Source organism: Vibrio sp. PID23_8, assembly GCF_003584965.1.
Lineage (GTDB): Bacteria > Pseudomonadota > Gammaproteobacteria > Enterobacterales > Vibrionaceae > Vibrio.
Genome location: NZ_LIXE01000001.1, coordinates 530123 through 543499 on the forward strand (window position 1 = coordinate 530123; position 13377 = coordinate 543499).

Annotated in this window: 13 protein-coding genes; 9 read left to right on the forward strand and 4 right to left on the reverse strand. The window is 45.5% G+C overall.

Translation table 11 applies throughout. The features are described from left to right. Positions 1-60: 60 nt before the first annotated feature. Together glnD and AK966_RS02455 are read left to right on the forward strand one after the other, a co-directional pair. Positions 61-2685 carry a bifunctional uridylyltransferase/uridylyl-removing protein GlnD gene (gene glnD / locus AK966_RS02450; RefSeq protein ID WP_119463466.1) on the forward strand — a complete coding sequence of 875 codons (2625 nt, stop codon included), beginning with the start codon at positions 61-63 and terminating at the stop codon, positions 2683-2685. A 148-nt stretch (positions 2686-2833) separates the two neighbouring features. Beyond that, entirely contained in the window at positions 2834-3217 is a 384-nt protein-coding gene (locus tag AK966_RS02455) for a DUF3461 family protein (protein WP_099079703.1), read from the forward strand. Positions 3218-3309: 92 nt separating this feature from the next. Here the strand turns inward: AK966_RS02455 and truC are convergent, their stop codons facing one another. Together truC and AK966_RS02465 are read right to left on the reverse strand one after the other, a co-directional pair. Beyond that, a complete protein-coding gene (gene truC, locus AK966_RS02460; protein WP_119463467.1) occupies positions 3310-4074 on the reverse strand; it encodes a tRNA pseudouridine(65) synthase TruC in 765 nt (254 codons plus the stop codon). A gap of 5 nt (positions 4075-4079) precedes the next feature. Next, positions 4080-4394, reverse strand: coding sequence for a YqcC family protein (locus AK966_RS02465; RefSeq protein ID WP_099079701.1), 315 nt, complete (start codon positions 4392-4394; stop codon positions 4080-4082). A gap of 76 nt (positions 4395-4470) precedes the next feature. On the opposite strand from AK966_RS02465, the gene AK966_RS02470 reads away from it, so the two are divergent. Together AK966_RS02470 and AK966_RS02475 are read left to right on the forward strand one after the other, a co-directional pair. Then, positions 4471-5508, forward strand: a complete 1038-nt coding sequence (locus AK966_RS02470) for a DUF3549 family protein (protein ID WP_119463468.1) — start codon at positions 4471-4473, stop codon at positions 5506-5508. 13 nt (positions 5509-5521) lie between these two features. After that, positions 5522-5821: a DUF3301 domain-containing protein gene (locus tag AK966_RS02475; RefSeq protein ID WP_119463469.1), complete on the forward strand. Its 300-nt coding sequence runs from the start codon at positions 5522-5524 to the stop codon at positions 5819-5821. On the opposite strand, the gene AK966_RS02480 is transcribed toward AK966_RS02475, so the two are convergent. Beyond that, on the reverse strand, positions 5781-6266 hold the full coding sequence (locus AK966_RS02480; RefSeq protein ID WP_182852568.1) for a GNAT family N-acetyltransferase: 486 nt from the start codon (positions 6264-6266) through the stop codon (positions 5781-5783). The genes AK966_RS02475 and AK966_RS02480 overlap by 41 nt on opposite strands. Before the next feature lie 902 nt (positions 6267-7168). Here AK966_RS02480 and AK966_RS02495 point away from each other — a divergent pair. Both AK966_RS02495 and AK966_RS02500 read left to right on the forward strand, forming a co-directional pair. After that, on the forward strand, positions 7169-7462 hold the full coding sequence (locus AK966_RS02495) for a hypothetical protein (RefSeq protein WP_099079696.1): 294 nt from the start codon (positions 7169-7171) through the stop codon (positions 7460-7462). Further along, positions 7459-7902: a YaiI/YqxD family protein gene (locus AK966_RS02500; protein WP_099079807.1), complete on the forward strand. Its 444-nt coding sequence runs from the start codon at positions 7459-7461 to the stop codon at positions 7900-7902. The genes AK966_RS02495 and AK966_RS02500 overlap by 4 nt, the downstream gene beginning before the upstream one ends. Before the next feature lie 65 nt (positions 7903-7967). Here AK966_RS02500 and AK966_RS02505 read toward each other — a convergent pair whose 3' ends face one another. Beyond that, entirely contained in the window at positions 7968-9554 is a 1587-nt protein-coding gene (locus AK966_RS02505; RefSeq protein WP_099079695.1) for an AbgT family transporter, read from the reverse strand. A 424-nt stretch (positions 9555-9978) separates the two neighbouring features. Between AK966_RS02505 and tsaA the strand changes: the two genes are divergently transcribed. The 3 genes from tsaA (at position 9979) to AK966_RS02520 (ending at position 13315) form a co-directional block, all read left to right on the forward strand. Beyond that, positions 9979-10674 (forward strand): tRNA (N6-threonylcarbamoyladenosine(37)-N6)-methyltransferase TrmO, encoded by a 696-nt coding sequence (gene tsaA, locus AK966_RS02510; protein ID WP_099079694.1) that lies wholly within the window; start codon positions 9979-9981, stop codon positions 10672-10674. A gap of 111 nt (positions 10675-10785) precedes the next feature. Further along, positions 10786-12501, forward strand: coding sequence for a proline--tRNA ligase (locus AK966_RS02515; RefSeq protein ID WP_119463471.1), 1716 nt, complete (start codon positions 10786-10788; stop codon positions 12499-12501). Positions 12502-12646: 145 nt separating this feature from the next. Continuing rightward, positions 12647-13315 carry a tellurite resistance TerB family protein gene (locus AK966_RS02520; protein ID WP_099079692.1) on the forward strand — a complete coding sequence of 223 codons (669 nt, stop codon included), beginning with the start codon at positions 12647-12649 and terminating at the stop codon, positions 13313-13315. The last annotated feature ends 62 nt before the right edge of the window (positions 13316-13377 follow it).

Here is a 13377-nt window from a genome sequence, read left to right on the forward strand (position 1 = left end):
TTTTTATCAGCATCAAATTTGATACATTGCTTTGATTAGATAGGTGCACGGATAGCAAATATGACCCTTCAGTCTCCTCTTACGTTTACCGACGAACAAATCAAGATCAGTGAACTAAAACAAGAACTCGAGAAGTTCAGCGCATACCAAAAACAAGAGTTTTTTAGTCACCACCCAGTGACCAATCTCGTTTTGTCACGCGCTGAATACATGGATTTATTCCTTAACCGCCTCTGGCAACACTTTGGCTTCAATGATATCCACAATATCTCTTTGATCGCCGTAGGCGGTTACGGCCGTGGTGAACTCCACCCACTTTCAGATATTGATATTCTCATTCTGTCAAACCATCGCCTACCCACCGCACTCGAAGCAAAAATCAGTGAGTTTATTACCTTACTTTGGGATTTAAAGCTCGAAGTTGGACATGCGGTACGTAGTGTCGAAGAGTGTGCGGAAATCGGCCGCAGTGATTTAACGGTCGCAACAAACCTTCAAGAAGCTCGTCTGCTATGCGGTAGTGAAAATACTTTCCAAGCGCTGAAGAAGGTGGTGCTGTCAGACTCTTTCTGGCCGAGCGAAACCTTCTACCGCGCGAAAATCCAAGAGCAGCGCGAACGCCATACCCGCTACCACGATACCACCTACAACTTAGAACCAGATATCAAATCCACGCCAGGCGGATTGCGCGATATTCATACCCTTAGCTGGGTTGCACGCCGACATTTTGGTGCAACTTCCCTACTCGAAATGAGCCGCTATGGGTTCTTAACGGATGCAGAGTACCGTGAGCTTGTCGAGTGCCAAGATTTTTTATGGCGTGTGCGTTTCGCTCTGCATATTGAACTACGCCGTTACGACAACCGACTCACCTTCGCTCATCAAGCTCAGGTTGCCGAGCACCTTGGCTATGTCGGGGAAGGTAATCGCGGCGTAGAAATGATGATGAAGGAGTTCTACCGTACCCTTCGCCGCGTCGCTGAGTTGAACAAAATGCTATTAAAATTGTTTGACCAAGCGATCATTAACGGTGGTGCATCAGAAGATGTAGAGATCATAGATGACGATTTCCAACGCCGTGGGGCATTAATTGAGGCGCGAAAACCCGCATTATTCCAAGCTCGCCCAGAAACAATCTTAGATATGTTCTTACATATTGCCAATGATTCCAGTATTGAAGGAGTCAGCCCTCCAACATTGCGCCAACTGCGTACTGCGCGTCGTCGATTGAATAAATTCCTGCATACTATTCCTCAGGCGCGAGAAAAATTCATGGCGCTGTGTCGCCACCCAAATGCACTACACAAAGCATTCAGTTTAATGCACAAACTCGGCGTGTTAGCGGCGTACCTTCCACAATGGAGTCGCATTGTTGGGCAAATGCAGTTTGACTTGTTCCATGTGTACACAGTAGATGAACACAGTATCCGCTTGCTCAAACACATCAACACGTTTAGCTACGCAGAAAACCACAGTAAGCACCCTATTTGTTGTGAAGTCTACCCTCGGATTCAAAAAAAAGAATTGCTGATCCTCGCAGCAATTTTCCATGACATCGGAAAGGGACGTGGCGGTGATCACTCCGTCATTGGAGAGGGTGAAGCCTACGACTTCTGTATCGAACACGGCTTATCCAACCCAGAGGCTAAATTAGTCAGTTGGCTGGTCAGGCATCACCTACTGATGTCCGTCACCGCCCAACGCCGTGACATCTATGATCCTGATGTTATTACCGAGTTTGCTAAGCAAGTTCGCGATGAAGAACGTCTTGAGTACTTAGTATGCCTGACCGTTGCCGATATTTGTGCAACCAATCCAGAGCTGTGGAATAGCTGGAAACGTACATTGCTTGCCGAGCTTTTCTACTCCACTCAACGAGCGCTGCGCCGTGGTTTAGAGAATCCGGTTGATGTACGTGAACGAATTCGTCATAACCAACAAATGGCGTCAGCATTGTTACGTAAAGAAGGCTTTTCGGCCCGTGAAATCGAAGTGCTGTGGCAACGCTTTAAAGCCGATTACTTCTTACGTCACACCCATAAACAAATCGCTTGGCACTGTGAAAATTTACTACGCATGGAAGACCCAACTAAGCCGTTGGTGCTTATCAGTAAAAAAGCCACCCGTGGCGGTACCGAAGTGTTCGTTTATAGCCCAGATCAACCCGCGTTATTTGCTACCGTTGTTGCGGAGCTTGACCGTCGTAACTTCAACGTACACGACGCTCAAATCATGACCAGTAAAGATGGCTTCGTGCTCGATACCTTTATGGTGCTTGACCAACATGGTAAAGCCATTGAAGAAGGTCGCCACGCAGCGGTGACCAAACACATTACTCACGTGCTCGAAGACGGCCGCCCGACGAAGATTAAAACACGTCGTACACCGAATAAGCTTCAACACTTTAACGTGAAAACCAAAGTCGATTTCTTACCAACTAAGAGCAAGAAACGCACGTTGATGGAGTTTGTCGCTTTAGATACACCAGGGCTTCTGGCTAAAGTTGGTCGAACCTTTGCTGACTTAGGCATTAACCTACACGCAGCAAAAATCACCACCATTGGTGAACGCGCGGAAGACTTGTTCATTCTCACCAGTGAAACTGGTGGCAGGCTAAGTGAAGAGCAACAAGAAGAGTTGCGCGAAAAACTCATTGAGAAGTTGTCTGACAACGCATCAAGTTAAGCAAGGCTAATAATCCATGTGGGTAAGAACGATAGCGATCTTGCCCACAAGTTGAGCAATTTACTAAATATCAACTACCTAGCTCACGTATAGGCTGCTACAGTGAGTCAAGTACACTGATATTTCATTCAATACACAGAGGTAGCCTATGTATCCACACCTCACTGGATTGGGCATTCACGACCCAAAACAGATTGAACGTTACTCCCTGCGCCAAGAAGCACACAAAGACGTCCTCAAAATCTACTTCCACAAACAGAAAGGCGAGTTCTTTGCAAAAAGCGTTAAGTTCAAGTATCCACGCCAAATAAAAAGTGTTCTGGTCGATAGCGGTAGCCACAAATACAAAGAAGTCACCGAAATCAATCGCAATCTTACGTTAGTAATCGATGAGTTAAACAAAATAACCAAGCCAGCAAAAATTGCTGATGTGGATGTAAAAGAAAAAATTCTTTCTGACCTTCGCCATCTTGAAAAAGTGGTTTCCAGCAAGATCGCCGAGATCGAAGCGGATTTAGAGAAGCTTAAGTAACCCTATGAATTGATAAGAATTTAAAAGGACTGGCGCATGCCAACCCTTTTAAATTCAGCGAGTGCTCTGGCACTCACAGAGGTCATTCTTTATTAAACGAGCGATTCATTCCACTCAAATCGAGTAAACAACTGCAGCCAAGTCTCATCGATACTTGCCTTCATCACAACATGATCGCCGGTAAACGGATGTACAAAACTCAGCTCTGATGCATGCAGTAACAAACGGTGCGAGTCAAATTCTGTGCGATACAACTTGTTATGCTTGCCGTCACCATGGGTGGTATCACCCACAATCGGATGACGCAGGTGCGCCATATGACGACGCAATTGGTGCTTACGCCCTGTCTTCGGCTTCATTTCCATCAAACAGTAACGCGTCGTAGGGAACTTACCGGTCGAGTACGGCACTTCTACTTTAGCTAAAGGCTTGTATGCGGTAACGGCCTCTTGTGCATTCTTTTCTTGAGACGCAAACTTATCAGCAATCTTATCCAGCTCGACTTTGAGTGCATAATCCAAAACACCCTCTTCTTCAATCCAGCCACGCACGATCGCATGATAGGTTTTCTCCATCTTATGCTCAGCAAACATCGGCATTACTTGTGATGCGATTTCACTCGACAAAGCAAACACTAATACGCCTGATGTCGGACGATCCAAACGGTGTAACGGGAATACATGCTGACCAATTTGGTCTCGTAGGGTTTGCATGACGAACTGAGTTTCGTGTCTATCTAACCAACTACGATGCACTAACATACCCGCAGGTTTATTCACTGCGACAAAGTATTCGTCCTGATAAACGATCTCCAGTTCCACTGGAGCAACAACTTGTGATGTTTCTTGTTCTGACATTGAGATTACTTACATAGTAGGTCGATAGTTCGGATGGTAACCAATAGCTCTGCATACTGCGGCTCATGTTTCCACGCTTCGGCAAAGTACGGCTCAATAGAAAAGCCTCTAGGCAATGGTTGGTTACTTTCCACTAAAGCGCGCATTCGAGCAATAAAAACCCACTGCAGCCATTCATGTGGATGTAGTGTATCAATCGCAAATGGTTCCACACTTTGCAAAGCTTGCGGCGATGGCATGGTTTGCTGCCACAGTTCATGCTGTTGGAGTTGCGCTTCAAGTTGGTGAAGTAAGTCGACCAATTGTGTGTTTGTTACCATTAATTCCATCTCGAACCTTGAATTAGCCAAGAATGATACCATTTCTTGTGAAAAGAACGTTAGGATGTCGTGTTTAATGGAAAATATTCAAACCCTCACTCAGCTACTTCGCAACAGCAATTGTGAATATCAAATTTTCGACCTTGGCCGTCGTATTAAAACTATCGATCCACAAATGTTTGCTGATGTAGAGAAAGGTCAATGCCCTTACCCATTTCCAATGCAGCGCAAAGCGCATTTAGCGATCGCTTACTGGAATGAACAAAAGCAACCTTGGATTTGGTTCCTTAAGTTTGAATTAGACGAAAGAGGCTTGTTAAAGCAAGCAGATATCGGCAACTTCATTAAATACGTTGTGGAAGCAATGGGCACTCGTCTAAGTGAAGAAATGTCTGAAGAGCAGCAACAAAAGCTTGCCAATAACCCATACACTTTCAAACCTGCTGAAGAGAAGATGGCCGTATTCCATAGCCAAGTGCGTGCAAACTTGGATTTACCCACCAGCCAATACTACGAACATACTCAGCACTACTTCACTGGGGGATTAGGTTGGGAAAACTGGCAAACCGTCGGCCTGCAAGGCATTACCGATATGGCAGCTCGCCTAGGTAAAGAACAAAATGCCGTGATCTTTCGTAAAGCCCTTAACCATCTCCCAAACGAACCACTCTACGCCCTACTTGGGGCACTAGAGCATGTCGATCTTCAACAACGCTTAGCCGAGCGTATCGCTGTAAAAGCGCAACAAGAGGTGGAAAGCAATGAGCCAGACCTATTCTTGCTATCAGCATTGATTCGAGCACTATCTGGTGCTCAAGCTGAAGTATCTCTACCAGTGCTACAAGCAATTTTGCAAAGTCCACGTTTGAGCCATCAAGAGATACTGATTGGTATTGCTGGACGTACTTGGCACCTATTGGCTGACGCAAATACCGCAGAACTATTTTTACTGCGCCTCGCACAAACCGGTAACCAAGCACTATTTAATCAATTGTTTGCCGATTTGGTTATGCTACCGGAGCTAAGAATGGTGCTGCTGCCCCTACTACACTCGAGCCCATCGGAAGAGCTCGCAATGGCGCTGATTAAATTACAGCAAGCTACCAAAGGATAAGAAAGGGTTAAGGATGATTGATGACCTAATCGCAATTTTGGCACTGTGCTTTTTTTGCTTTCTATTTTGGCAACAACGACGCCAATCGGAATTGGCGAAAATCGCTATTGCACGTAAATGCGAGCAACTGGACCTGCAATTAGTCAGCATCGCTTTTGGTGCCCATAAACTGAAAACGCCAGAGGGAGTCTGGCGTTGGCATACCGTGTATGAGTTTGAGTTTTCATCTCTTGGTGATGATTGCTACCAAGGACAACTGACGATGATAGGATTTAGGCCGCTGAACTTTCACCTACCGCCACATCGCTTGTAAATTCCATCTCAAAGTAAGGGCCGTATAGGTCCTTGCTTTCTCTTTTCTTTAGAAATCCAAGTTTTTCCAGTACAGCCATGGGTGCTTCATGGTGGCTATTCACACCTGCTTTTACTTTGTGCAGCCCTAGCTCACGACATGCCTTCGGCAAAAACGCCTTTAGCGCTTCTGTCGCTAACCCTTTACCCCAATAAGCTTTATCAAAGATAAACCCTAGCTCAGGTTCGTCATCAAGATGAGAAATGAACACGTGTCCCATGTAGTCACGGTTGGTACTTTCTAACACAGCCATGCTATAGACATTCTCATCATCCAGTATCTTTTCAAACAATTGCTTTGCCGAAGATACCGTATACGGCCCGTTCATTTCTGCGCGATTTTGAGCACAGCAATTCAACATCACGAACTCTAGTTGCAACGACTCATTGTAGGGTAGAAGAAGCATTCTTCTGGTTACTATGGTCACATCTATTCCTTGATTACAACAAACTTAATTTATCTACAGAAAAAACCATATAGGCTAAGAATCTGCAGTACATAACGCCTTTAATTTGAGAAGCCGAAAGTTAAACCAACTGGGTGGAAAGAATATTGATCTGGGTTGTTTTTTATTCGGTGACGCGCGGATTTTATAAATTCTGTGATGTTGACACTTTCAATTACCTAACGTTGTAAAAGTGCAAAAATAAGAAAGGCCCCGACACAAAGGTATCGGGGCCATGGTCTTACTCGCAGCAGTCCGGCTACTATTCGTGCTCCATGCATCATCCATAATAGTGGCTGATTCCGTTCGCCTAATCCTTACGTCGCCGTCCTAGCGGTGTCCTTATCATCCTGATAACTAACATTCCTCGTTAGCGCACATCACTTGTTCCTTGAGCGGTGTCCCTTGCATCGTCCTGATGCTGTCCTTACCTCAATCCTATGAGGGGTCCATTGCCTATCCTTAGTCATCAACATCCTATTGATGATTGTGTCCTTACAATGTCCTTCGCTCCATGCTTGATCACACATCCTGAATGACCAAATCGTCGTCCTGACGATAACCAAATCCCTGGTGCTTTCCTGTTCCATGTCTGCTTCCTGCTGACAAGGTTTAATTTACGCTTTTCCCGTAAAATCGCAATCCACCTAAAAAATCTTTTGCTGAAAAAAACTCGTTAATGATATGTTAACTTCTTACCATTCAAATACTTAAAATTATATCTGTCTAGTTTAATGATGACGAAATCGTTTTTTCTCACACGCCGTGTGAGAGATCTCGCACAAGGTACTACCGAAATTGCCATTCGCCAAATTCAGCAGCTCAAAGTATGATGATAAAAGTCATTTTAGTAGGGACAAAATATGTTAACTCAAGACGTCACTAAAGAGCTGGAAGCCGTGATGGACCAACTGCAACAACAAGGCAAACAACCAACTGTTGCACTAGTCAAAACTCGTATGAAAACGCCTGTACCGATGCCTGCGCTGATCGCAGCCATCAAGAGTTGGAAGAGCGCAAGTCGAATTCCTAAGGTGGAAGTAGCAGTACAAACACCGAGTGAAGACGATCGCATCACTGCCCTAGAAAATACCGTGGCGAAGTTGGTCGTGCGTATTAAAGAATTAGAAGCCAAATTATGCGAGAAAACATCATGAGACTATGGGTAGATGCGGATGCATGTCCGAAAGTGATTCGTGAAACCATCGTTCGCGCGGCAGAACGCACCGGCGTTGACTGTACATTTATCGCCAACCATATCGTGCCAGTACCAAAGCGTGCCAATATTCATTCGCTTCAAGTGCCTGCTGGATTTGATATTGCAGACAACGAAATCGTTCGACGCGTGGAGGCCAATGACTTAGTGATTACCTCTGATATCCCACTTGCAGATGAAGTGATCAGCAAAGGCGCGTTAGCACTGAGTTCTCGCGGAGAGCTCTACACCAAAGACACCATTAAAGCACGTCTCAATATCCGTGATTTTATGGATACCATGCGTTCAAGCGGCATCCAAACTGGTGGTCCGGCGGCACTGTCACAAACTGAACGTCGTGAGTTCGCTAATCACCTCGATAGAATCCTTGCAAAACGCTAAGCGAAGGCAACAAAAAAGCCTGCGACATCGCAGGCTTTGCAATAGAACGACTAAACGCGTACTCGCTAAGGCGTGTAATACGTTGCCGCTCCTGGGCCTACAGGTAGACCAAATACGAATACCCATAGGTAGAACAACACACTCCAACCCACGATGAAGCAGATCGAGTAAGGTAGCATTGTTGCGATCAGCGTACCGATGCCTAAGTTCTTCATGTAACGACTCGCTACCGCTAAAATTAACCCGAAGTAGCTCATCATTGGAGTAATGATGTTGGTGGTTGAGTCACCGATACGGTACGCCGCCTGAATCGTTTCCGGAGCGTAACCCACAAGCATTAGCATTGGTACAAAGATAGGTGCCGTTACCGCCCACTGCGCAGAAGCTGAACCAATCATTAGGTTAATGAAGCCACACATTAGGATGAATGCGAAGAACAACATTGGACCTGTTAGACCAATTTCTTGTAGGAAGCTCGCACCCGCTACTGCGAATACTTGACCGAAGTTCGTCCATTTAAAGAAAGCAACAAACTGAGCAGCAAAGAATACAAGTACAATGTACATGCCCATCGAAGACATAGACTTCGCCATTGCGTCAATCACGTCGCGGTCAGTCTTCATTGAACCTGTCACTTTACCGTAGACGAAACCCGGGATTGCGAAGAATACGAAGATAAACGCTACGATACTTTTCAGGAATGGAGAACCGGCAACGGTACCTGTTGCCGAACGCAGAACACCGTCAGCTGGCACAATCGTCCAAGCAAGGAGTGCTGATACAGCAAGAACGGCAAGACCCGCTAGCTTAAGACCTTTCTTCTCAAGATCTGTTAGCTTACCCATCGAGTCATTTGATAGGTCTTCTGACGCTTCTTCATCGTTGTATTTGCCAAGTTTTGGCTCAACGATTTTCTCAGTAACGAATGCACCGGTAATCGCAATAAAGAAGGTAGATACAAACATGAAGTACCAGTTTACTTCAGGACCAACGGTGTAAGTTGGGTCAATCATCTGCGCGGCTGTTTCTGTAATACCTGAAAGCAGTGGATCAACCGTACCGATCAGAAGGTTTGCTGAGTAGCCACCAGAGACACCAGCAAATGCCGCAGCAAGACCAGCTAATGGGTGACGACCTAAAGAGTGGAACAACATCGCTGCCAGTGGAATTAATACCACGTAGCCAAGTTCAGATGCTGTATTTGAAATGATACCAGCAAACACGACGGTAAAAGTGACCATACGCTTAGATGCACCCATCACCATGCCACGCATTGCTGCAGACAATAGACCTGAGTGTTCAGCAATCGCAACACCAAGCATTGCAACAAGCACCGTACCCAACGGCGCGAAGCCAACGAAGTTCTTCACTAAGTTAGTCACAATGAGCTGCAAGCCTTCTGCATTGAGCAAGCTTACTACGTAGATCATGCCATCAGCAGCACGGCCTTTGGCTCCTTCTGGACGGGGATCCATGACAGATACTTCGAAATATCCAGCGATGCCTGACGTCACTAAAATGGCCACACAGAAGATAGCAAAAAGCGTAATTGGGTGGGGTAAAAGGTTCCCCAAATATTCAACAGTATCGAGGAAGCGCGTAAATAACGGCTTTTTTGGCGAGTTTTGTTTAATCGAAGCAGATGAACTCATCTGTTTCCTCCTTGTAGTTATTCCTGCGCATATGTGACACAAATGTCACAAAGCTTGCGCAGGTTACTCGACACGAGAGTTAAATTAAAGTTCAATACGTTACAATTTGTAAATAAAGGCCGATATTTTAACCATAAATTACCCAGAAGGCAGTTACATCATCCACATAGATAAAATAACTCAGAACTATGCATTGGCCACAGCTATAAACGCTAAGATACTTGTGGCTATTTCTTCATCACGTGTTGAACTTATACATTCCTTTTAGCCGGAATTTCTGCTCGATGGATTACCGACTTTTATAATGCAGCAATTCGCATGAGACGCCCTCTGCAAGGTTCTTCCCTTAAGATTTAAAAACCACAACAAAAACCAACCAAATTTATGGTATTTTCGTTTCAAACCTTAATTGAAATCACTATCTATGTATTCCATTGAACCAATAGGCATTATTGAAAGCCCATATAAAGAGAAGTTTGCCGTTCCACGTCAACCTCGTTTGGTACCTGCGGCAAGGTCTCGAGTCAAACTCGTGGGGGACGCAAACAGCCCTGAAGCCGTAAGAGGTTTAGATCAGTTCTCTCATGTCTGGTTACTGTTTTTATTTGATCAAAATCTGGAAGCGGGATGGAAGCCTACGGTAAGGCCACCGCGCTTAGGTGGCAACGAGCGTATTGGTGTGTTTGCTTCACGCTCAACCTTCAGACCCAATGGTATTGGGATGTCAGCAGTTGAAGTAAAAGGCGTCACTAAGAAAGGCGACCAAAACTATTTGGAACTAGGCAGCGTAGACTTAGTCGATGGCACGCCCATTATCGATATCAAACCTTATATCCCCTACTCAGATTCCATTCCAGAAGCGGTTGGTGGGTATGCGGAAGGCGCACCAGATAAATCTTCTGTCGCCTTCTCATCCGATGCATTGGCGATGTTAGAAAAACGCAACGATACTGAATATGTGACCACTGTTATTGAACAAGTTCTCGCACAGGATCCTCGCCCGGCTTATAAGAAAAATAAACCTGACAGCAAGGAATATGCGGTAAATTTGTTCGATCTAAATGTGAAGTTTACTGTCAACGAAAACTTAATATCAGTTACTGCGATCGAAAGCTTTTGACAAAGTCATTTGGCTGATATTATAGGTGGCTAACCATTTTCCCATCATGGGGCCTTCGTACTCTAGCCCACTTTGGCGAGAGTATTTAACTTTAATAAACGGATAAATTTAATGCGTACCAGTAATTATCTTCTTTCTACTCTGAAGGAGACTCCAAACGACGCAGAAGTAGTGAGCCATCAGCTCATGCTACGTGCGGGTATGATCCGTAAGCTGGCTTCAGGTCTTTACACCTGGCTGCCTACTGGTCTACGTGTACTGCGTAAAGTCGAAAACATCGTTCGTCAAGAAATCGACAATGCAGGTGCAATCGAAACTTTGATGCCCGTTGTTCAGCCGTTTGAACTATGGGAAGAAACAGGTCGCTCTGAGAAAATGGGTCCTGAACTGCTTCGCTTTACTGACCGCCATATTCGTCCGTTTGTACTTAGCCCAACAGCAGAAGAAGTGATCACTGCATTGGTTCGTAACGAAGTCAGCTCTTACAAGCAACTTCCGATCAACCTTTACCAGATCCAAACTAAATTCCGTGATGAGCGTCGTCCACGCTTTGGCGTAATGCGCGCACGCGAATTCTGCATGATGGATGCATACAGCTTTGATATCGACAAAGCTGGTCTAGAGAAATCTTATCAAGCAATGCACGACGCTTACTGTAAAGCGTTTGACCGCATGGGCCTAGAATACCGTCCTGTACTGGCTGACTCTGGTGCTATCGGTGGTAATGGTTCTCAAGAATTCCACGTTCTAGCGGAAAGCGGCGAAGATTTGATCGCCTTCTCGACTGAATCTGATTACGCAGCAAACATCGAAAAAGCAGAAGCGGTTGCGCCTGCGATTGAACGTCCTGCGCCAACTCAGGAAATGACGCTAGTTGATACACCTAACGCGAAAACTATCACGGAATTGGTTGAGCAACACGGTCTATCAATCGAGAAAACCGTTAAAACTCTGTTCGTGAAAGCTTCAGATGAAATCGATGCACCTATCGTTGCCCTGATCATCCGTGGTGACCACGAGCTGAACGAAATCAAAGCAGAAAACCTAGCTGAAGTTGCTTCTCCTCTAGAGATGGCAACCGAAGAAGAAATGCGTGAGCTAATCGGCGCTGGCGCAGGTTCACTAGGCCCTGTTGGTCTTGAGCTACCATTTATCGTTGACCACTCAGTCGCAGTAATGAGTGACTTTGGTGCGGGCGCAAACATCGACGGCAAACACTACTTCGGTATTAACTGGGGCCGTGATGTTGAACTAGGCCAAATCGCTGATCTACGCAACGTGGTAGAAGGCGATCCAAGCCCATGTGGCCAAGGTACTATCATGCTTAAGCGTGGTATCGAAGTCGGTCACATCTTCCAACTAGGTAATGTTTACTCTGAAGCGATGAACTGTGGTGTTCTAGATTCTAACGGTAAGAACGTGATCCTAGAGATGGGTTGTTACGGTATCGGTGTATCACGTGTTGTCGCTTCTGCTATTGAACAGAACCACGACAAGTACGGCATCATCTGGCCAGACGCACTCGCGCCTTTCCAAGTTGCTATCGTACCAATGAACATGCACAAATCTGAACGCGTTCAAGAAGCAGCAGAGAAGCTATACACTGAACTGACAGCTATGGGCATCGAAGTGCTATTCGATGACCGTAAAGAACGCCCAGGTGTTATGTTCTCTGATATGGAACTGATCGGTATCCCTCACACTATCGTGATTGGTGACCGCAGCATGGACGAAGGTAACTTCGAATACAAGAACCGTCGTAGCGGTGAGAAAACAGCGGTAGCGATGGCTGATATCGTTGAGCACATTAAAGCTCAGCTACAATAATCTGTTCTGAATACATAGCGATAAAAAGGGTTGGCTTCGGTCAGCCCTTTTTATGTCTGTAGAAAGCCCCCTATTATTTGTGTTGTTAATCTTTGGTTCAGATTTATCACCTTAAACTGGATTCAATCTAGTAAGGAGGTTACTCATGGATCTAAAAAGTCTTCTTAACCAAGCACTCAAATCAGACCTACTTAAACAAGGTACCGATGCGCTCAGCAAACAAACGAGCAATATCAAATCATCATCCAGATCTAGCCAACTGAAAACACTTGGCGCAGGCGCAATTGGTGGCAGCCTCATTGGCATGCTAATGGGCTCGAAAAAAAGCAAAAAGATGGCGAAGAAAATGGGCACAGGTGCACTTAAGGTCGGCGGTGCTGCTGCACTAGGCGCACTGGCTTACAAAGTCTACAACGATTGGCAAGCCAAACAAGATGCGCAAGGCATTAATGAAACTTTCGACCCGAATGACAACAAGCACGCAAAGCTGATTCTCAAAGCCATGATTGGCGCAGCAAAAGCTGATGGCCATGTGGACAAAGAAGAGATGGTTCGTATTGAACAAGCACTAACTGAAATGGGCGCAGACGAGCAAGTAAGGCAATTAGTTCACCAAGAACTGCACAAGCCACTCGATCCTGCCGAAATCGCGCGACTTGCGACATCCCCCCAGCAAGCATCAGAAATTTATCTCGCATCACTGATTGTGGCAGATGAGCAAAACTTTATGGAAAAAGCTTACTTACAAGAGCTTGCGAAACAGCTCAACCTTTCTCCAGAGGTCACACATCAACTGGAAGTACAATTACAGTGATGAATATTTGCTCAAGTTGTCTGTGAATTTGAGCCAAAACAATTCTCTGCTTTGAGTTTCAA